At 61.2% G+C, this 18752-nt stretch carries 17 protein-coding genes; 8 read left to right on the forward strand and 9 right to left on the reverse strand.

Annotation, left to right across the window (positions count from 1 at the left end):
* Window positions 1-38 precede the first annotated feature (38 nt).
* Complete coding sequence (locus tag LAD35_RS10320; RefSeq protein ID WP_224148999.1) at window positions 39-1001, forward strand: DMT family transporter; 963 nt, start codon at window positions 39-41, stop codon at window positions 999-1001.
* Window positions 1002-1118: 117 nt separating this feature from the next.
* Here LAD35_RS10320 and LAD35_RS10325 read toward each other — a convergent pair whose 3' ends face one another.
* On the reverse strand, window positions 1119-1823 hold the full coding sequence (locus tag LAD35_RS10325; RefSeq protein WP_224149000.1) for an SDR family oxidoreductase: 705 nt from the start codon (window positions 1821-1823) through the stop codon (window positions 1119-1121).
* Between the two features lie 133 nt (window positions 1824-1956).
* On the opposite strand from LAD35_RS10325, the gene LAD35_RS10330 reads away from it, so the two are divergent.
* The 4 genes from LAD35_RS10330 to LAD35_RS10345 all read left to right on the forward strand — a co-directional run bounded on the left by LAD35_RS10330 (window position 1957) and on the right by LAD35_RS10345 (window position 4926).
* Complete coding sequence (locus LAD35_RS10330; RefSeq protein ID WP_224149001.1) at window positions 1957-2712, forward strand: SDR family NAD(P)-dependent oxidoreductase; 756 nt, start codon at window positions 1957-1959, stop codon at window positions 2710-2712.
* A 23-nt stretch (window positions 2713-2735) separates the two neighbouring features.
* Window positions 2736-3122, forward strand: a complete 387-nt coding sequence (locus LAD35_RS10335; RefSeq protein ID WP_224149002.1) for a VOC family protein — start codon at window positions 2736-2738, stop codon at window positions 3120-3122.
* A 272-nt stretch (window positions 3123-3394) separates the two neighbouring features.
* Window positions 3395-4579 carry a beta-ketothiolase BktB gene (bktB, locus tag LAD35_RS10340; RefSeq protein WP_224149003.1) on the forward strand — a complete coding sequence of 395 codons (1185 nt, stop codon included), beginning with the start codon at window positions 3395-3397 and terminating at the stop codon, window positions 4577-4579.
* 137 nt (window positions 4580-4716) lie between these two features.
* On the forward strand, window positions 4717-4926 hold the full coding sequence (locus LAD35_RS10345) for a DUF7661 family protein (protein ID WP_224149004.1): 210 nt from the start codon (window positions 4717-4719) through the stop codon (window positions 4924-4926).
* Window positions 4927-4934: 8 nt separating this feature from the next.
* Here the strand turns inward: LAD35_RS10345 and LAD35_RS10350 are convergent.
* The 7 genes from LAD35_RS10350 to LAD35_RS10380 form a co-directional block, all read right to left on the reverse strand.
* A protein-coding gene (locus LAD35_RS10350; protein ID WP_224149005.1) for an IS5 family transposase occupies window positions 4935-5727 on the reverse strand; the annotation gives its coding sequence in 2 pieces (ribosomal slippage) (window positions 4935-5469 and window positions 5468-5727; 795 coding nt in all).
* A 199-nt stretch (window positions 5728-5926) separates the two neighbouring features.
* Window positions 5927-6622: a dipeptidase PepE gene (gene pepE / locus LAD35_RS10355; RefSeq protein WP_224149006.1), complete on the reverse strand. Its 696-nt coding sequence runs from the start codon at window positions 6620-6622 to the stop codon at window positions 5927-5929.
* Window positions 6623-6887: 265 nt separating this feature from the next.
* On the reverse strand, window positions 6888-9227 hold the full coding sequence (locus LAD35_RS10360) for an IPTL-CTERM sorting domain-containing protein (RefSeq protein WP_224149007.1): 2340 nt from the start codon (window positions 9225-9227) through the stop codon (window positions 6888-6890).
* Between the two features lie 752 nt (window positions 9228-9979).
* Window positions 9980-10390, reverse strand: a complete 411-nt coding sequence (locus LAD35_RS10365; RefSeq protein ID WP_224149008.1) for a hypothetical protein — start codon at window positions 10388-10390, stop codon at window positions 9980-9982.
* 182 nt (window positions 10391-10572) lie between these two features.
* Window positions 10573-11337 (reverse strand): metalloprotease LoiP, encoded by a 765-nt coding sequence (loiP, locus tag LAD35_RS10370; RefSeq protein ID WP_224149009.1) that lies wholly within the window; start codon window positions 11335-11337, stop codon window positions 10573-10575.
* A gap of 94 nt (window positions 11338-11431) precedes the next feature.
* Complete coding sequence (locus LAD35_RS10375; protein WP_224149010.1) at window positions 11432-12412, reverse strand: CysB family HTH-type transcriptional regulator; 981 nt, start codon at window positions 12410-12412, stop codon at window positions 11432-11434.
* 33 nt (window positions 12413-12445) lie between these two features.
* The gene (locus LAD35_RS10380) at window positions 12446-13492 is read right to left on the reverse strand and encodes a sulfate ABC transporter substrate-binding protein (RefSeq protein ID WP_224149011.1); all 1047 of its coding nucleotides are present in this window, start codon (window positions 13490-13492) and stop codon (window positions 12446-12448) included.
* Between the two features lie 259 nt (window positions 13493-13751).
* Between LAD35_RS10380 and LAD35_RS10385 the strand changes: the two genes are divergently transcribed.
* Together LAD35_RS10385 and LAD35_RS10390 are read left to right on the forward strand one after the other, a co-directional pair.
* Window positions 13752-14024 carry an oxidative damage protection protein gene (locus LAD35_RS10385; RefSeq protein WP_224149012.1) on the forward strand — a complete coding sequence of 91 codons (273 nt, stop codon included), beginning with the start codon at window positions 13752-13754 and terminating at the stop codon, window positions 14022-14024.
* A gap of 216 nt (window positions 14025-14240) precedes the next feature.
* Window positions 14241-15044, forward strand: coding sequence for an aminoglycoside phosphotransferase family protein (locus tag LAD35_RS10390; RefSeq protein ID WP_224149013.1), 804 nt, complete (start codon window positions 14241-14243; stop codon window positions 15042-15044).
* A 56-nt stretch (window positions 15045-15100) separates the two neighbouring features.
* Here the strand turns inward: LAD35_RS10390 and LAD35_RS10395 are convergent, their stop codons facing one another.
* Window positions 15101-16459 carry a glutamate carboxypeptidase gene (locus LAD35_RS10395; RefSeq protein WP_224149014.1) on the reverse strand — a complete coding sequence of 453 codons (1359 nt, stop codon included), beginning with the start codon at window positions 16457-16459 and terminating at the stop codon, window positions 15101-15103.
* 116 nt (window positions 16460-16575) lie between these two features.
* Here LAD35_RS10395 and mnmC point away from each other — a divergent pair, with 116 nt between their 5' ends.
* Window positions 16576-18660 carry an FAD-dependent 5-carboxymethylaminomethyl-2-thiouridine(34) oxidoreductase MnmC gene (gene mnmC / locus LAD35_RS10400; RefSeq protein WP_224149015.1) on the forward strand — a complete coding sequence of 695 codons (2085 nt, stop codon included), beginning with the start codon at window positions 16576-16578 and terminating at the stop codon, window positions 18658-18660.
* Window positions 18661-18752 lie beyond the last annotated feature (92 nt).

The following is an 18752-nucleotide window of genomic DNA, read 5'->3' on the forward strand; positions in this document are numbered from 1 at the left end:
TACAGTGGATTTGTCATCCTCTTTTGCCGCCCACTGCCATGTCTGCCCTGCTCCCTTCTTCGGCCTTGCCACTCCCTTCGCGCCTGACCGTACTGGCCTTTGCCATTCCATTCACCCTGGTCTGGGCCAGCGCGTTTGCCGCCACCAAGTTTGCACTGCTCGACAGCTCGCCGCTGCTGTTCCTGGCCATGCGCTTTTTCTGTGCAGGGGCGCTGCTGCTTGCCTGGAGCCACTACCGGGGCGAGCGCATTCGCCCCAGTGGCCGCGAATTCGCCAGCCTGCTGCTGATAGCCGCCTGCAACCATGCGCTGTACCTGGGCGTGAGCTGGAGCGCCATGCGCGAGGTGTCTGCGGGTCTGGCCACCATCGTGATCGGGGCCGCACCCATTGTCGTGGCCCTGCTTGCCGTGCCGCTGCTGCGCGAGCGGCTCACGGGGCGCAAGCTTGCCGGCCTGCTGCTGGGCTTTGCGGGCATGGCCTTCATCGTGCGCCACCGGCTGGGCGGCCCGCTCGACTCCTGGCACGGCACGCTCATGCTGCTGCTCGCGCTCTTGCTGATTTCGCTCGGCACCGTGCTGTACAAGCGCCTGCGCATTGGAGTCGGCAGCACCGCCAATATTGCGCTGCAACTGCTGCTGGCTTCGGCCATCATGCTGCCGTGGGCGCTGTCTGTGGAACAGTGGTCCGATGTGCACCTGAACCTGCGCTTTGCAGCGTCCATGCTCTGGTCGGTGGCCGTGGTTTCCATCGCGGGCTACACGCTCTGGTTCGCCCTGCTGCGCCGCACCGATGCGAGCAGTGCCAGCGCGTGGTTCTTTCTGACCCCGCCACTGGGCCTGATCGTTGGCTGGGCCGTGCTGGGCGAGCCCCTGGCGCTGGCCGATTTTCTGGGCATCGTCCCTGTGGTCATCGGCATTGTGCTGGTCACCCGCGTCCCCCGCGCGGCGCCTGCTGCTGCCCCTTTGCCCCAGCCGCAGGCGTGCAGCGCAGGCAACCGGTGAGCGCAAAGCTCACACGGGTGAATTCACTATCATAAATATAGCAAATGGCGCTTATCAGCAAAGCGCCAGCAGCATAAAGAACTGAAAACCGGCTGGCACCGGATCAGAGATCAGGCCTCAAATATGGCGCATCAGGCCGCCGTCAACCTTGAGGTTCTGCCCGGTGATGTAGGCGGCGCCCTCGGACGCCAGAAACGCCACCGTCGCTCCGATCTCGTCGGCCGTGCCGTAGCGCTGCAGCGGCACGGCGGCCTGCCGCTCGTCCTTCTTGGGCAGACTGTCGATCCAGCCGGGCAACACATTGTTCATGCGGATGTTGTGCTTGCCGTACTCGTCGCAGAAGATCTTGGTGAACGCCGCGAGGCCCGAGCGCGCCATGGCCGAGGTAGGAAACAGCGCCGCTGGCTCAAACGCCCAGGCCGACGAGATATTGATAATGGCGCCACCGCCCTGGGTCTGCATGATGGGCGCAACCAGCCGCGTGGCCCGCACCACGTTCAGAAAATACACTTCCAGGCCCTTGATCCAGTCTTCATCACTGATGGCAAGCAAATCACCCTTGGGGCCGTGGCCTGCCCCATTCACCAGCACATCGATGCGGCCAAAGCGTTGCATCACCGCATCCACCAGTTTCTGCATGTCGGCCACGTTCTGGTTCGAGCCGGTCACGCCGACACCTCCCAGCTCCTTGGCGAGGGCCTCACCCTTTCCCGAAGACGACAGAATGCCGACGGCAAAACCGGCCTGGTGCAGTTGGCGTGCGGCTGCAGCGCCCATGCCGGAACCGCCGGCGATCACGATGGCAACTTTTTGCTGGCCCATGGTGCAATTTCTCCTGAATCGATCAAACCCAGCCATCCTAACCAAGCTCTTCGAAGTGCGCAGCCGAACCGATAGAAAAGGATGAAGCTGCGAGGGGCGAAACGTGCCCCAACTACCGTTAGGATTGCTGCCTATGACCAAGCATCTCTACATCCTCACCGGCGGCTCACGCGGCATGGGCCTGGCCATGGGCCTTCAACTACTGGCCCAGGGCCACACCGTGCTCAGCATTGCGCGACGCGCGTCCAGCGAACTGGCTGCTGCGGCCCCTCAGCCTGCCAATCTCATCCAGTGGGAACAGGACCTGGGAGAGACCGATGCTACCGCCCAGCGCCTGGGCGACTGGCTGCGCAGCCTCCAGCCTGCAGACTGGGCCAGCATCACGCTCATCAACAATGCGGGGGTCATCCCGCAGATCGCGCCCCTGTCTGCCGTGCCGACCGCAGACCTGCGCAATGCGCTGCGCGTGGGCCTGGAAGCGCCCATGGCGCTGACCGGGGTCTTTCTGGGCGCAACCGAAGGCTGGACCGTTCCGAAAAAGGTGCTGAATGTGTCCTCAGGCCTGGGCCGCCGCCCCATGGCATCGCAGGCTGCCTACTGCACCGCCAAGGCGGGGATGGACGCCTACGCCCGCTGCGTGGCGCTGGAAGAAGCGCACAAGCCCCATGGCGCCCGGATCGTCTCGCTCGCCCCAGGCGTGATCGACACCGACATGCAGGTGCAATTGCGCAGCGCCGACGCGGGCGCCTTTCCCGATGTAGCCAACTTCAAGGGCCTGCACGAAGGCGGCAAACTCAGCTCTCCGGCAGAAGCCGGCGCCAAAGTGCTGGCCTGGCTCGATCGCCCCGATTTCGGCCAGAACGTGGTGGCCGACGTACGTGAGCCGTAACAACACGGACCCACGTTGCCACCATGCTTGACCACATTGGCATCAACGTCAGCAACCTGGAGCGCAGCCGTTCCTTCTACACCCGGGTGCTGGCTCCTCTGGGCTACGAGATGCGCAAGCTGCATCCGGGCGCCATCGGCTTTGGCAGCGCAACGCCGGTGCAGGGCTCGGACCCTGGCGGCGATTTCTGGATTCGTGAAGGCATCCCGCACTCGCAGTGCGTCCATGTGGCCTTCCGGGCCGCCAGCCAGGCACAGGTGCATGCCTTCTATACGGCAGCCCTCGCAGCCGGGGGCATCGACAATGGCGCACCCGGCCCGCGCAGGCATTACCACGCGCACTACTATGCGGCCTTTGTCCGTGATCCGGACGGCTACAACATCGAGGCCGTGACGCATGCCCCTGACTGAAACCGCCTCCTGATCGCTCATAAAAACATAGCATCTTGCACACACCAGTTGTGCGCAAGACCTTGTTTTGCGCACGCAGCTGAGCCACAGCGGTGTCGCCAAGGCGCGCTGCACGCCTGTACGTAGCCGTCCCGACTTGTCCGGCAGACACGAGGCTGGCAATAATGCGATCATGCTGCAACGCACCAATAAGACCCGCTAAGAAGTAGTTTCCTGCGCGCGGCATACTGTTTTCATTCGCCTTTTCGCATACCCATCCAAGGAGATACACCATGACCCGTGAAGTACTTGTCTGCAGCGCCGTGCGCACCGCCATCGGCACCTTTGGCGGCAGCCTCAAGGATGTTCCACCGACCGAGTTGGGCGCGCTGGTCGTCAAGGAGTCGCTCGCCCGCGCGGGTGTCGAGGGCAAAGATGTGGGCCATGTGGTGTTCGGCCATGTAGTCAACACCGAGCCCAAGGACATGTACCTCAGCCGCGTGGCGGCCATCAACGGCGGCTGCCTCAAGGAGACGCCCGCGATGAACGTGAACCGCCTGTGCGGCTCGGGCCTGCAGGCCATCATCAGCGCGAGCCAGGGCATCCTGCTGGGCGACTACGACATCGCCATTGGTGCTGGCGCCGAAAACATGAGCCGCGCGCCCTACGCCAGCCTCAACACCCGCTGGGGCGCCCGCATGGGTGACACGCAGATGGTCGACATGATGACCGGCGCCCTGCACGATCCGTTCCACAAGATCCACATGGGCGTGACAGCCGAGAACGTGGCCAAGGAATTCGGTATCAGCCGTGACGACCAGGACCAGTTGGCCCTCACCAGCCACCAGCGCGCCGAAGCCGCCTGGGCGGAAAACCGCTTTGCAGGCCAGATCGTGCCCGTCATGCTCAAGAGCAAAAAGGGCGAGGTCGCCTTCGACAAGGACGAGCACTTCCGCGCCGGTGCCAAGATTGAAGACTTCCAGAAGATGAAGCCCGTGTTCGCCAAGGAAGACGGCACCGTCACCGCAGCCAACGCATCGGGCATCAACGATGCCGCCGCCGCCGTGGTGCTGATGGAAGCGTCTGCCGCAGGCGCACGAGGCGCCAAGCCGCTCGCCCGCCTGGTGGGCTACGCACACGCGGGTGTCGAGCCCAAGATCATGGGTATCGGCCCCATCCCTGCATCCAAGGCGGTGCTGGCCAAGACAGGCCTCAAGCTCGACCAGATGGATGTGATCGAAGCCAATGAAGCCTTTGCAGCGCAGGCCTGCGCCGTCACCAAGGGCCTGGGCGCCGATCCCGCCAAGGTCAACCCCAATGGCTCCGGCATCTCGCTGGGCCACCCGATCGGTGCGACCGGCGCCATCATCACAGTCAAGGCCATCCACGAACTGCACCGCACGGGCGGCCGCTATGCACTGGTGACCATGTGCATTGGCGGCGGCCAGGGCATTGCAGCGATCTTCGAACGCCTGTAATCCAGGCCGGGCCACCGGCTGCCCCCTGTGCCCTGGCATCGCCGGGGCACGGCGCGCACTGCAGGACACATGCCATCAACGACAGTGCAAGCCCGTACCACGGACGCATGCACGCCTCATTCGCAACAGGCCATCCCATGCGATTTTGTATCTACACCCGTATTGTTGACGTGGAGCGGCGCGCCGACGCCTGGCAGGTCATGGCGGTCGGCTCCGACGGCAAACGCCGCCCCGCAGGCTTTGTGATCCCCGACTTCATCGAGGAGCACGAGCTGGTGCAGTACCTGGAAGACCTGTTTCACGAAAGCGCCTCGCCCACCAATGGCGATGTGCGGCGACTGTACTAAGAACCTGTTCAAAGTCTTTTGAGCAGCAGAACCAAGAAGGCCAGATGGACAAACTGCAAGCTGGTATTGAGCAGCCGCTCGCAGTTCTTCCATAATCGCCTGTTCTTGTCCAGCCAGGCAAAGCTGCGCTCAACGATCCAGCGCTTGGGCATGACCTTGAAGGTGTGTAGCTCGCTCCTTTTGGCTATCTGCACCTTGATGTGCTCGCCCAGGATTTCCTGCGCGCTCTGCTCAAAGGGCCTGCCCACGTAGCCGCTGTCGCACAACAGGCTTTGCACCTGCTTGAGCCCGCTCTTGCAACGCTGCAGTGCTTGCAGCGCTCCTTTGCGATCCGTCACATTAGCCGTGGTCACGGCTACTGCATGTGGCAAACCCTGCGTATCCACTGCAAGGTGGCGCTTGATGCCCGATACCTTCTTGCCCGCGTCATAACCTTTCAGGGCTGCCGTGTCCGTGTTCTTCACGCTCTGCGCGTCCACGATCAAGTGCGCGCTGCATGCGTTGCGCCCCTGTCTCTCTCGGGCCGCGCCAACCTGATTTTTTGAGTGCCTGCTCCAGCAGGCTGCCTCCTTCACGAGGCTCACTCCAGATCGCAAAGTACGAGTGCACCGTGCGCCACTTGGGAAACTCTTCCGGCAGCATGCGCCACTGGCAGCCGCTCCTGAGCAGGTACAGTACCGCACAGAACACCTCATACAGCTCCACTCTGCGCGGTGCCGTCTTCTTGCGCGCGCTCTCCAGCAACGGCCTGATGATCTCGAATTGTTCGCGACTGATGTCGCTTGGATAGCTTTTTCTCACCCTCCAAGCTTCTCACATATTCGAGAGACTTTGAACAGGTTCTAAGAGCCGCTAACACAACCCAGCAAATCGCAGATTTGCGTTTGAGACGAGGCGCGAAGCCGCAGGCAGTACAGACGTACGACAAGGCGAAGCAACGACGTATCAAGGGTTGTGTTAGCGGCTCTAATCCGGTGCGTGTCCCATCCAGAAACGTGCTCTAGATACGGGCTCCGAGTGCCAGATCCTGCGCGTCTGCATTCGCGGTGAACAGCTTGGCCGCATAAGCGCCAGCCACCACCACGGCACTGCCATTCACCTCCAGCCAGGTCCCCTCGGGCAGCGCCACCACGCGCATCTGCGGGTTGGCCACCAGAAACTCGGCCAGGCGCTGGTCGCGGGTTTCGCCCTGGTGGCCGGGCGGCAGGCTGTTGTTGTAGTGCGGGTTGATGCAAAAAGGCACCAGCCCCAGTGCGCCAAAGCCGTGCGGGTTGACGATGGGCATGTCGTTCGTCGTGTTGATCGTCAGCCCTGCCAGATTGGCACCAGCGCTCCAGCCGATGTAGGGCATGCGGCCCGAACGCGCGGCATCGCCCAGGCGCACCAGCCAGCCACGCCTGCGGCATTCGGCCAGCAGTTGAAAGGTGTTGCCGCCCCCCACGATGATGGCCTGCACCTCGCCTGCCAGAAACTGCTCCACCGCATCCTCCACATGCGCGCCCACCAGTTGCACACCGGTATGTGCAATGGCGGCCTGCACCTGGGCGGTGTAATCGTCCCAACTGATGGTGACACCGGCAAATGGAACAAACAATGCCTTGCGCACGCCCTTCAAGGTGGCGGCAATCGCATCGCGCTGCTGGGTGAGGTAGCCGCCATCAGGGGCGCGGGAGTTGCTGAGCAAAAGCAGTTTCATCGAGGAGCTTTCAGGGCTGAATGCGCCAGAGCATAGCAGCCTCGGGGTTCCACAATTTCGCTCAATGAGCCCATGGCGACTCCCAGCCCCACTAAGGCAACCACATCACAAAAACTAAAGATGCACCCCTGCATGAAAGACGCTATGACTTTAATGAACTTCTTGATTTGAATGCTGCCCGAGTGGGAATGCAACGAGGTAGACAGCAGAAGATAGATGTTTGCAGCAGGCTGAAAGGCGGCTGCAAACATCTCATCCGTATAGATCAATGCATGCGCGAGCGGCGCAAGCCAACTGCAGCAAGCCCTGCGAACACCATGGAGAGGAGCGCCAGCGCCCATTGGTTGAGTGCGGGAACGGGCGCGGGTGTGCTGTCCACAATCGCACTATTCTTCAGGGTGTTAGTAATGACAGACGTCGCCACTTGCCCTTCCACGATGGCGCCGGGCTGCATGTAAGCAGGGCTAGCCCATTCCATGCCCGCAGGGGCTGCAGGCAATGCGCCTTCCGTCACCGAACAGGTACTGCCTACTGCTACGGTAATCGGGTCTGAAATACCTTGATTGCCAGAAACAGCGATGGTGCCCGCTTGGCTGAAATTGGGGTTGGTGCAATCAAGGGTGAAAGGAATATTGCCACTGAATGCAGATGCGCCTGCTGGCATCGTCACTTGTTTTCTCACGGTAACGCTACCGACATTTCTTTGCAAGGTGTTGGTAATAACAGCCGTTGCAACCTGTCCCCCTACAATGGCGCCCGGCTGTACGTAGACAGGCGTTGCCCACTGCATGCCAGCAGGGGCTGCAGGCAGCGTCCCCTCCGTCACCGAGCACGCACTGCCTACTGCTACGGTAATCGGGCTTGAAGTACCCTGATTGGCAGATACGACGATGGTGCCCGCTTGGCTGAAACTAGGGGCGGTGCAGTTCAAGGTGAATGGAATATTGCCACTGAATGCAGATGCGCCCGCTGGCACTATCACTTGCTTGCTTACGGTAACGGAACCGACCATGGTCGATTGCAAATACCAGTTATTGCCCACCTTCTGGAGGGTGTAAGCATACTGGCCAACGACCAATGATCCCCCGGGCAAGGCGAATGTGCCACCGGAGTTGCCATCGACTTGCACAACCAGAATGCCATTGCCCGTAGTGAGCGCGCCCAAACCACCAAGATTGTTAATCTGAATGACCGTGATACTCGACGTGTTTCCGGTGATATGGAGAACATCGGAGGCAGAACTGCTATCGCCTACTACGGTGTCAATCTTCAGCACCCCAGTACTATCGAAGTTGCCATTCACAGTAGATGTTGAAGTGGCTGCATTCTGCAGATCCAGTGCCGATGCAGCATCAGAGAGTTTCAAGACACCAGTATTAGCCGCATCGAACAGATTGCCCGTGAGTTTCAAGGTGCCAGCATTTTTGACATCTACGGTTTCCCAGAGGGTCAGATTGCTGCCGAGTGCCGGATTGTTGGCAGCTGCGGTGAATCCGCTCAAGCTGATGCCATCGATATTGAGCGTATCAGCCCCAGCGCCACCATCAAACTGCGGCGCGGCGCTGACGTTCACTGATCCTGTCAGAGTGACGACGTCGTTGCCATCGCCCATCAGCGTTACGCCGTCAATGGCTCCACCCGATGCAGTGAAGGTGTCTGCAGCAGGACTTCCGCGCACCGCTGCCGTAGCACCCGAGATATCACCACTGCTGGTAATGACGCCTCCATGCAAAGCCGCGCTTATGTTAATGCCATCAGCTTGTGCAGATTTGATTTTTCCGGCATTGTTGACTGTCACGTCAGCTGATGCAGGCCCAACTACTACAACACCATCTGAGCCACCAACGCCATTGGCAGTCGCCTGTGCTGCTGCCTGAATATCTATGGAGACTGCGCCGCCTTGAGTAACGGCTCCGACCGCCGCGGAGTTACCACCTTGTGTTACCACCGTGCCACTAGTGAAAACAATATCTACTGGGCCAGTATTGCCGTTAAGCCCCGCAGCAAGCAAACCTGCCGCATTAGCCCCAGCGGTACTCAATGTAATCCCTGACGCCTCGATTCGAGAGCCTCCGGTTGCAACACCGGTGCTCCCATTTCCAGTTACAGCCAGGATACCAAATGCATTAAGCCCGGTTGTTGTAATCACGGTGCCATTGACCTGAGCAAGCGCATTACCCGTACTAGGCCTCAACACTTCGGCCACAATAGCAATGGCAGAATTCCCACCTCCATCTAACCCTCCAACAGTTTTCACCTCACCATTCGTAGCCGTGACAGTGGCCGGCCCAGTATTGGAACTCAGCAAACCGTAGCCGTTAAACCCAGGAGCAGTTGTACTTACCAGATTAAAATCGGTAGCTGCTAAGGTAGAACTAGCTACACCTGCGGCAAAGCGCCCGGGGCCAACGTGCACTCCGTTGGTTTGTACATTCATTGCCGGATTACTTAGAGTAACGGAGGTCGTAGAATACCCATAGTAGTCAATACCACTAGAATATACCGTGTTTGTACATATATTAACAGCTGAAGTTCCACATTCCTGCGCCGCCTGAACGGAAGAAAAGCATGCCAACAGCGCAAGCAGTAATGCATTTTTTTGCATTTTATTCAATCCTCTTTCAAAAGCAAAAATAATAATTAATGAAATAATCTGAAATTCTCAGATTGATGATTAAATCAATAATCATAATGAAACTAGGAAAATCATCAAAAAGCTCAAATGCATGACAAGACCTAGTAAATATTCATAAACACTCAAGAAAAGAATGGGAGTTTAGTTCATGTTTTGGATTTTCTTTGTTTTTTGTTGTTTTTCATCACTACACAATTAATGGGAAATTTATAGATTAGAAATAAACTTCTTAATTCATGAGATTTACACCACGGAGTCGCAATCAAACTCAAAATCCAAATGCAACAACCGTGATTTCCATGACTGATCTGAAGCTGCAGAGTGATTTTTGATGAGCAATAGATGGTGACCCAAAGCAGTGATTAGCCTCTCTGCCGGTGTGCGAGCGGTCATTGGTCTCGTCGCGGATGCCATCGAATTGCAGTTGACTCCATCTACCAAGAGCCGTTAACACGACCCAGCAAATCGTAGATTTGCGATTGAGACGAGGCATCGGGCCACGCCAGGCGAAACCGCAGACAGTACAAACTTACGAGAAGGCTAGGCGCCCCCGACTTGGCCCCTCGGCTGGGGCCTCCCGGCGAAGCAATAAGGTATCAAGGGCTGTGCTAGCGGCGCCAAGACATGCAGAACTGCTCCAACTCAATGGCGCCTGCAAATAAAAACGCAGGCCAAGGCCTGCGTTTATGGTCAATAGAAATAAAAGTGCGTGCGAAGCCCGCTCAGCGCTGCCAGTCCTGCGCAGGCTGCGCTGGTTGGTGGCGGCGGTGGTGGTGGGATGAGCGGTTCTTGTAGCGCTTTTCCCGCAGGCGCTGCTCTCTGAGCCGATCCTGGCGATCACGACGCTCTGCCCTGCGATCATCATTGCCGTAATAGCCTTGTGAGCGTTCATGCTCACGGATCTTTTCTTCGCGGCTGCGGTAATCGCGGTCGCGCGCATGGATCGGAGTTGCCCACGAGCTGGAGGACAGGCCCCATCCAGTCCCTGCGGGCCGCAAGCCCTCGGCCCAGGCGCCGCCGGCCAGCCCCGCCATTGCACCAAGAACCAGCAAGGGCGCGCACAGGCGGCGCAGCACCTTCCGGCCTCTTGCTGCCCCTGGGGTGCTGTCTGCGGGCACATGCTTGTCAACCATGATGGCTCCTCCTTTTGCTTTTGCGTAGATAGGAACATTGTGCCCGCTCACCCAGCTCTGTCCGTCAGCCAACAACGCATTGCTGCGAAGCCCATCGGCCCACAATGCACGCCACATGCAAAAAAGGCCCTTGGCGTCTGCCAAGGGCCTGTGTATATCGATACTAGCGAACGGAGGGCTTTTTACTTGTTGCCGTCCAGGCGGGCCTGCATCGCCTTGGCGCGCTCTTCCGATGGAGGGTGCGAGCTCATCAGCGAGTTGCCGCCGCCACCGCCGAGCTTGGCCAGCTTCTGGAATGCGGTGACCAGACCCTTGCGCTCCATCTTCTGCTTGGTGAGCAGGTCAAACGAATAGTTGTCGGCTTCGGATTCGTTCGACTGCGAGAACTGCGCGTGAATGAATTTCTCGCCCAACTCGCCCGCTTGCGAGCGCGACAGGGACGACAGAGCCGAGTTGCCGCTGTTGGCTGCAATCTGGCGCGCCGCCGAAGTAGCGTAGGCGGTCTGCATGCGCTTCTTGCTGTGGCCCAGGGCGACGTGGCCAATTTCGTGGCCGATCACGCCGCGCAGTTCGTCGTCGTTCATCAGATCCATGAGGCCGCTGTATACCCGGATGCAGCCATTGGCCATGGCCCAGGCGTTCACATCGCTGGTGAGGTAGACCTTGTAGACCGCCTTCTTGCCGTCGACGTCCTTGGGCATGTTGGCGATCACCTTGTTCAGACGCTGGGTGTACTTGCTGTTGGCGGGTGCAATCTTGTTCTGGGCATCCATGGCCTCGCAGGATTCGTTGGACAGCGCCACCACATCGCCGTCAGACAAAGTCATGGCCTTCATCGCCGTCGAGCCGCTGTCGATCATGCTGCCAATGTTGCCCGTATCCATGGTTTTACAGCCGACCAGCGCCAGGCTACCTGCAACGGCAGTCAGAACCAGAGCTTTACGCATACGCTATCCCCCTTCTTGATGCAAGTTGAAAATCGCATCATAGCGTATACATATCAGAACAAGAAAAACAAATTATTTAAGCAATTAACTTAGATTAAGCCGCCTTTTGCACAGCGTTGACAGAGGCATCCTCTTCAGGAGCGGCCGCAGACACCGCCTGCAGCACGACATCACGGGTCAAGGTCGGCACGAAGCTCTCGATGAACTGCAGCGCATAGGCGCGCAGCCACACACCCTTGCGCAGGGCAATGCGGGTGGTGTTGACCTTGAACAGATGCCCTGCGTCCAGCGCGCGCAGGTGGCGATCGCGTTCCTCGTCAAAGGCAATGGACGCGACGATGCCGATCCCCATGCCCAGCTCCACATAGGTCTTGATCACATCGGCATCCATGGCCGTCAGCACCACATTGGGCTCCAGGCCCGCGGTGGCAAAGGATTCGTCGATATGCGCACGGCCGGTGTAGCCCTGCTCGTAGGTGATGATGGGAAAGCGCACCAGCGACTGCAGGCTGAGCGGCCGGCCTGATTCCACCTGCGCGAGCAATGGATGGCCCAGCGGTACGACGACGCTGTGCGTCCAGCGGTAGCCCGGCAAGGTGGCAAGACTCGCATAACCGGTGAGCGCTTCGGTAGCCACGCCAATGTCGGCCGCCCCACTCAAGAGCATCTCGGCCACCTGGCGGGGCGAGCCCTGGTGCAGGTGCAGCGCCACATCGGGAAACTGGGCGCGGAAGTCACGCACCACCACCGGCAGCGCATAGCGCGCCTGCGAGTGCGTGGCGGCAATGCTCAACTGCCCGCTGCGGCTGGCATGAAAATCCGCTCCCGCGCGGCGCAGGTTCTCCGACTCGAGCAGCAGCCGGTCCACGATGGGCAGGATCGCCTCGCCCGGCGGAGTCAGGCCCGTGAGCCGCTTGCCTGCACGAATGAAGATATCCACGCCCAACTCGTCTTCCAGTTCGCGGATCTGGCGGCTCACGCCCGGCTGCGAGGTGTAGAGCACCTGGGCCACTTCGGTCAGGTTGTAGCCGTTGCGCGCAGCCTCCCGCACGGCCCGCAGTTGCTGAAAATTCATGGCATTCTCCGCTTTGCTGATGGGCGCCAGCGCTTATTTCTTGGTGTAGATCTGGTCAAAGCTGCCGCCATCGGCAAAGTGCGCGGCATCGGCCTTGGCCCAGCCGCCAAAGGCATCGTCGATGGTGAAGAGCTTGAGCTGCGCAAACTGCTTGCCGTACTGCGCCTTGGCCTTTTCACTGGTGGGTCGGTAGAAGTTGCGGCCCGCAATGTCCTGGCCTTCGTCGCTGTACAGGTACTGCAGGTAGGCCTCGGCGATCTTGCGCGTGCCGCGCTTGTCCACCACCTTGTCAACCACGCTCACCGTGGGCTCGGCCAGGATGGAGAGCGAGGGGGTCACGATCTCGAACTTCTCGGCACCGAACTCCTTGAGCGCCAGATAGGCCTCGTTCTCCCAGGCCAGCAGCACATCGCCCTGGCCGCGCTGCACAAAGGTCACGGTCGAGCCGCGCGCGCCGGTATCCAGAATCGGCACGTTCTTGAACAGTTTGCCGATGTAATCCTTGGCGCCCGCCTCACCGCCGTAGGTGCGCTTGCCGAACTCCCAGGCTGCCAGATAATTCCAGCGCGCGCCGCCGCTGGTCTTGGGGTTCGGCGTGATCACCTTTACATCAGGTTTGATCAGATCCCCCCAGTCCTTGATGCCCTTGGGGTTGCCCTTTTTGACCAGGAACACGATGGTCGAGGTGTACGGCGCACTGTTGAGCGGCAGGCGCTTTTGCCAGTCGGCCGGCACCAGGTTGCCGAACTTGTGCAGTGCATCAATGTCGCCCGCCAGTGCCAGGGTGGCCACATCGGCCTCGATGCCGTCGATGATCGCCCGCCCTTGCTTGCCGGATCCGCCGTGCGACTGCTTGATCGTCACATCCTGACCAGTCGTCGCCTTCCAGTGCTTGGCGAAGGCCTGGTTGAACTGGTTGTACAGCTCGCGCGTCGGGTCATAGGACACATTGAGCAGAGTCACCGGCGCCGCGCCCTGGGCGTGCGCGCTGCCGATGAAAGCTGAAGGAGCGACAGCAATCAGAGACGCGATTGCGGCTGCGGCTATCGGAAACTTGATAAAGTGGCGGCGTTGTTGCATGAAGAGCTTTCAGAATTTCAGAAATCGGATGGTCATCGGGTGCATATCGCACATGCCCCATGGCTTGAGCGCATTCTGAAATCCGCTCCTCAAAACTCAAACTACTATTAATTCAGTTTTTAATGACTGAAATTTATTAACAAGACGATCCTCAGCCTGAACCTCCCTGATTTTTCAATCGATTCAATCACTTGATCAATCAAGGCTGAAGTGCGGCAACCGCTGCATACCCCGTCAACTACGAGAAGGACACCACCCCATGGCACGCATGGTTCAATGCATCAAGCTGCAAAAAGAAGCCGAAGGCCTCGATTTCCCGCCCTACCCCGGTGAACTGGGCAAGCGCATCTGGGAAAACGTCAGCAAGGAAGCCTGGGCTGGCTGGCTCAAGCACCAGACCATGCTGGTGAACGAAAACCGCCTGAACCTTGCCGACGCCCGCGCCCGCCAATACCTCGCCCGCCAGATGGAAAACCACTTCTTTGGCGGTGGCGCAGACGCCGCGGCGGGCTATGTCCCGCCCAGCGAGTAACGCAGTGGAGCGCTGCAAGAAGGAGTTTCGCTAAAACCACTTCTTTGGCGGCGGCGCAGACGCCGCAGCGGGTTACGTCCCGCCCAGCGAGTCGTAATTGCTACTTATTTAATAGCTTATGGCGTTCATCCACCGGGCGTCAAATAGCTGTTTCGCACCAAGGCCGGTCTGTACCGGCCTTTTTTGACCCTGTTCATTCCGCACCTCCATTTCGGCATGCCACCTGACCTCACCTCCTCACTGAAAGCCTGGGCGCTGGTGCCGGATGGCCCGTTGGTGGAGACCCATGCGGCCACCCTGCTCCCCGTCGTTCACCAGGGCCGCGCTGCCATGCTGAAAGTGAGTGAATCGGAGGAGGAAACCGCTGGCTACGACGCGCTGCAGTGGTGGGACGGGAGCGGCGCGGTGCAGGTCTATGCACGCAGCGGCCATGCCCTGTTGATGGAGCGAGCCGCCGGAGCACGCTCACTTGCGGCGATGAGCCAGCGCGGCCAGGATGGCGAGGCCACCCGCACCATCTGCACCGTTGTCGCGCAATTGCACGCCGCACGTGCCACACCGCTGCCTGCATTGACGCCGCTGCCCCAGCGCTTTGCCTCATTGGCAGCCTTCCGTGCCGAGCCCGCCAGCGCGTTGCGCGCGTCACAGCGGGCCATGGAGCAGCTGCTGGCTACGCCCCGCGATGTCGTCTGCCTGCACGGCGATATCCATCACCACAACATTCTGGATGGCGGCAATCGCGGCTGGCTGGCCATCGACCCCAAGGGCCTGCTGGGCGAGCGCGGCTTTGACTATGCCAACCTCTTCTGCAACCCCGATGCCGCAACCGCCTGCCATCCGCAGCGCTTTGAGGCAAGGCTGCAACTGGTGACGCAGGCCGCGCAGCTCGATCGACAGCGCCTGCTGCAGTGGATTCTGGCGTGGAGCGGGCTCTCTGCGGTGTGGCACATGGAGGACGAAACCCCGGCCGACATTGCCCTCCAGATTGCGAGCATGGCAGCTGCGGCGCTCAATGGGTAGTGGCTTTTCACTCTACTTTTAGCAGCACTCTGCGCAGTCCAGAAAGGCGCTGCACACTATTTTTGCTGCACACCCGTGGTCGCGCTGTGAGCGTCACTGTGTTCCGCCTCCCCCCTTGGCGCCGACAGCTCCATCACCAGCCGCGCCACCAGATACAGCCTGGGCACGATGCTGCCCAGCAGAATGTATTCGTCATGGTTGCTGTGGGCGCCAAAGCCGCCCAGGCCCATGCCTTCGACCACGCCGCCGCGCGCGCTCAGCGCGGCAAAGGCCGCGTCGGTGCCGCCGCCCAGGGCGACGTCGTTCACGCGCAGCGGCAGATCCAGCTCCTTGCGGTAAATCTGCTGGGCCTGGGCGGCAATCTTGCGGGCAGCGTCGCTCGCCTCCATGGGTGGGCGGCGCAGCTCGAACCGGGCGCTGATCCGGCTGCCGTCGAAAAGCTTGTTGCGAATGCGCTCCTGCACGGCGCTTTGCAGCGCATCAAAATCCTGCACGCGCAGGGCGCGTGCGTCGGCCTGTGCCTCGGCATGGGCGGGTATCACGTTGCGATTGCTGCCCGCCTGCGACAGCGTCCAGTTGAGTTTGAGGCCGCGCTCGGGCCGCGAGAGGTTGCGCATCTGCAGCAACTGGTGCGACAGCTCGTAGAGCGCGTTCACACCATATTCGGGCCGCGCGCCGGCATGCGATGCCTTGCCTTCCACCGACAGGAACAGCGCGCCAATGCCGCTGGTGGCCAGGTGCAGCGTGCCGTCCTGCCCGCCGCTTTCAAACGAGAAGACCGCGTCCTGGTCTCTGGCGAGCGCGGTGATCAGCTTGCGCGATCCGGGCGAGCTGATTTCCTCATCGCTGTTGAACAGCACGGTGATCTGGCCAAACTGGTCGTAGCCGATCTTCTGCAGCAGGGCCATGCTGTGCAGCACCAGCGCCACGCCCTGCTTTTCGTCCTCAATGCCCAGGCCATAGGCGCGCTCGCCATCGATCCGAAAGGGTTGCTGCGCCAGATCGCCCTGGTGGTAGACCGTGTCCATGTGGGCGATCAGCATGATCTTGGAATGCCCCGAGCCTTTGAACACCGCCTGCACGGCGGGGCCGGGTTGCTCGGGCGTGTCCTGCAGGCGTTCGGGATCGGTGCTGCGGATGATTCGCACCTCGCCCCCCAGGGCCTTGAGCTTGTCGGCCGCCACCTGGGCGATATAGCTGACGCCGGCAAAATCCTTGCTGCCCGATTCGATGTTCACCAGCGTCTGCAACGTATCGAGCAGCGGTTGCCGCTCGGCCTGCGCTGCACTGTAGACGGAGGGCTCGGCACCAACGGGTATCGCGGCCTCGCCGCTGGCCACGGTGGCAAAAAGCAAGGCGCCAGCGCACACCACAGGATGGGCCAGCGTTCGGATCACAGAGCGGCGGGAACACATGGGGCCATGATAGTCTGCACACTTGGGTCTTTCTGTCATGCCAATGAAATGTGAACATGGCGTATACCCCAACTGCCTACAATGCTCATGTTTTTGACAAGGAATCCGAGCAAGCCATGAGCGAGATCGTGCAATGGATGGAAGACGGCACGCCCTACAGCCCGCGCTTTGGCGACCGCTACCGCAGCGAAGCCGCGCATGCGGTGCAGCAGGCCGAACAGGTCTTTCTCGCTGGCGTGGGGTTGCCCGCAGCCTGGGCGGGCCAGCCGCAGTGGCGTATTCTGGAAACCGGTTTCGGCTTTGGCCTGAATTTTCTCGCCACCTGGCATGCTTGGCGGGGTGACGCTGCACGCAGCCAGTTGCTGCATTTCGTATCGACCGAGGCCTTCCCCGTGAGTGCCGACGACCTGCTGCGCCATGCCGAGCAGTTTCCGCATCTGCAGGCCATGGCACGGGAGCTTGCCGCGCAGTGGTGGGGCCTGCTGCCCGGCGTGCACCGCCTGCGCTTTGACGGCGGCCGCGTGCTGCTGACCCTGCTGGTGGGCGATACCCAGGCCATGCTGCGCCAGCAGGACATGGTGGTCGACAGCATCTACCTTGACGGCTTCAGCCCTGCGCGCAACCCGCAGATGTGGAGCCTCCACACCCTCAAGGCCGTGGCCCGCTGCGCACGGCGCGGCACCCGCCTTGCCACCTGGACGATTGCCGCCCAGGTGCGTAAGGATCTGGCGCAGTGCGGGTTTCAGGTCAACAAGGTACCCGGTGTTCCGCCAAAGCGCGACAACCTCCACGCCACGTTCGACCCCGCATGGGAGCCGCGCAAGGCGCCGCTGTGGGCATTGGGGACGCACGCTGTCAAAGCAACGGATCTGGCAGCACCGCTCCTGCCCACCGCCGTCGTGATTGGCGCAGGAATCGCTGGCGCTGCCTGCGCGCACCAACTGGCCCTGCGCGGCTGGCAGGTAACAGTGCTGGATGCCGCCCCCCAGCCCGCCGCAGGCGCCTCCGCCCTGCCCGCCGGCATTTTTGCGCCGCACACCAGCAGCGACGACAGCGTGCTTTCACGCATCACCCGCGCAGGCGTGCGCACCACCTGGCAATGGGCGCGCCAGTTGCTGCAAGCAGGTGAAGACTGGGCCCCGACCGGGGTGCTGGAGCGCCGCCATCTGGCCACCCCGCGCGACGAGACCGCCGCGCATGCCGAAATCGCGCCGGACCACGCTGCCAGCCGCCGAACCGGCGCCCACGAGCGCCCGCCGGCCTGGAGCACAGACCCTGCCCTGGCGCAGGCCGCAGCGGCCTGGAGCACCCCTGCCAGCGCAGACGTGCTGGCCGCACAAGGTCTGCCCGCTGACGACGCGGCGCTCTGGCACACGCATGCAGGCTGGCTGCGCCCGGCAGCCCTGGTGCAGGCATTGCTGCAGGCGCCGGGCATCCGCTTTGTGGGACAGGCGCAGATGGCGCAGATCAAGGCTTCACCGGATGCGGCGACCTGGTCGGTGCGAGACGCGGCAGGCGCAGAGCTGGCCCGCGCGCACCTGGTGGTCGTCTGTGCGGGGCCGCATTCCAATGCGGTATTGGCCGCCATGCCCGAAGCAAGCGCGCCCCAGCCATTGCCGCTGCAATCCATTCGCGGCCAGGTCAGTTGGGCCACCTACGGCAATGGCGAGCAGCCTGCCCGGCATCACCCGGTCAACGGCCACGGCAGCTGGGTGCCCTTCTTCAAAGCGCCAGCCGGGGCCTCTGGCGCGGCAGGGCCAGCCTGGGTCATGGGATCGAGTTTTGAGCGCGATGTGACAGAACTGCCACCATCCCCTGCCGATGCCGCCCGCGCGCATGGCGACAACTGGGCCAAATTGCAGACCCTGCTGCCCGCGGCCAGCCAGGTCTACACGGCCTCTTTTGCTACTGCCCGCACCTGGGCCCAGGTGCGTTGCGCCTCGGTAGACCGGCTGCCCGTCGTCGGCCCCAGGCCTGTAGACGGTGACGCCAGCGATTCAAACGACTCCCTCAATGGCCGCATGCCGCCCTGGGTCTGCACCGCCATGGGATCGCGCGGCCTCAGTTGGGCGCTGCTGTGCGCCGAGTTGCTGGTCGCCCGCCTGCACGACGAGCCCCTGCCGGTCACCAACGGCCTGGCCAAAGCCTTGTCCACCGACCGCACGCTTCCTGCGCGTAGTGAACGCTCCGCCCAGCCATAGCGCCTGAAACTGACAGATGCGCGGGCGCTTATGCCAAATTTGCACAAGCTTTCTTGCTTTTCTTATTACTGAATTTCATACATGCACAAGAA

Source organism: Comamonas odontotermitis, from assembly GCF_020080045.1.
In the GTDB taxonomy this organism is placed as follows: domain Bacteria; phylum Pseudomonadota; class Gammaproteobacteria; order Burkholderiales; family Burkholderiaceae_C; genus Comamonas; species Comamonas odontotermitis.

Excerpts from the sequence above, each read along its gene's own strand:
- LAD35_RS10320 (WP_224148999.1), top strand. The coding sequence starts at position 39 with ATGTCTGCCCTGCTCCCTTCTTCGGCCTTGCCACTCCCTTCGCGCCTG.
- LAD35_RS10325 (WP_224149000.1), bottom strand. The coding sequence starts at position 1,823 with ATGGGCCAGCAAAAAGTTGCCATCGTGATCGCCGGCGGTTCCGGCATG.
- LAD35_RS10330 (WP_224149001.1), top strand. The coding sequence starts at position 1,957 with ATGACCAAGCATCTCTACATCCTCACCGGCGGCTCACGCGGCATGGGC.
- LAD35_RS10335 (WP_224149002.1), top strand. The coding sequence starts at position 2,736 with ATGCTTGACCACATTGGCATCAACGTCAGCAACCTGGAGCGCAGCCGT.
- bktB (WP_224149003.1), top strand. The coding sequence starts at position 3,395 with ATGACCCGTGAAGTACTTGTCTGCAGCGCCGTGCGCACCGCCATCGGC.
- LAD35_RS10345 (WP_224149004.1), top strand. The coding sequence starts at position 4,717 with ATGCGATTTTGTATCTACACCCGTATTGTTGACGTGGAGCGGCGCGCC.
- pepE (WP_224149006.1), bottom strand. The coding sequence starts at position 6,622 with ATGAAACTGCTTTTGCTCAGCAACTCCCGCGCCCCTGATGGCGGCTAC.
- LAD35_RS10360 (WP_224149007.1), bottom strand. The coding sequence starts at position 9,227 with ATGCAAAAAAATGCATTACTGCTTGCGCTGTTGGCATGCTTTTCTTCC.
- LAD35_RS10365 (WP_224149008.1), bottom strand. The coding sequence starts at position 10,390 with ATGGTTGACAAGCATGTGCCCGCAGACAGCACCCCAGGGGCAGCAAGA.
- loiP (WP_224149009.1), bottom strand. The coding sequence starts at position 11,337 with ATGCGTAAAGCTCTGGTTCTGACTGCCGTTGCAGGTAGCCTGGCGCTG.
- LAD35_RS10375 (WP_224149010.1), bottom strand. The coding sequence starts at position 12,412 with ATGAATTTTCAGCAACTGCGGGCCGTGCGGGAGGCTGCGCGCAACGGC.
- LAD35_RS10380 (WP_224149011.1), bottom strand. The coding sequence starts at position 13,492 with ATGCAACAACGCCGCCACTTTATCAAGTTTCCGATAGCCGCAGCCGCA.
- LAD35_RS10385 (WP_224149012.1), top strand. The coding sequence starts at position 13,752 with ATGGCACGCATGGTTCAATGCATCAAGCTGCAAAAAGAAGCCGAAGGC.
- LAD35_RS10390 (WP_224149013.1), top strand. The coding sequence starts at position 14,241 with ATGCCACCTGACCTCACCTCCTCACTGAAAGCCTGGGCGCTGGTGCCG.
- LAD35_RS10395 (WP_224149014.1), bottom strand. The coding sequence starts at position 16,459 with ATGTGTTCCCGCCGCTCTGTGATCCGAACGCTGGCCCATCCTGTGGTG.
- mnmC (WP_224149015.1), top strand. The coding sequence starts at position 16,576 with ATGAGCGAGATCGTGCAATGGATGGAAGACGGCACGCCCTACAGCCCG.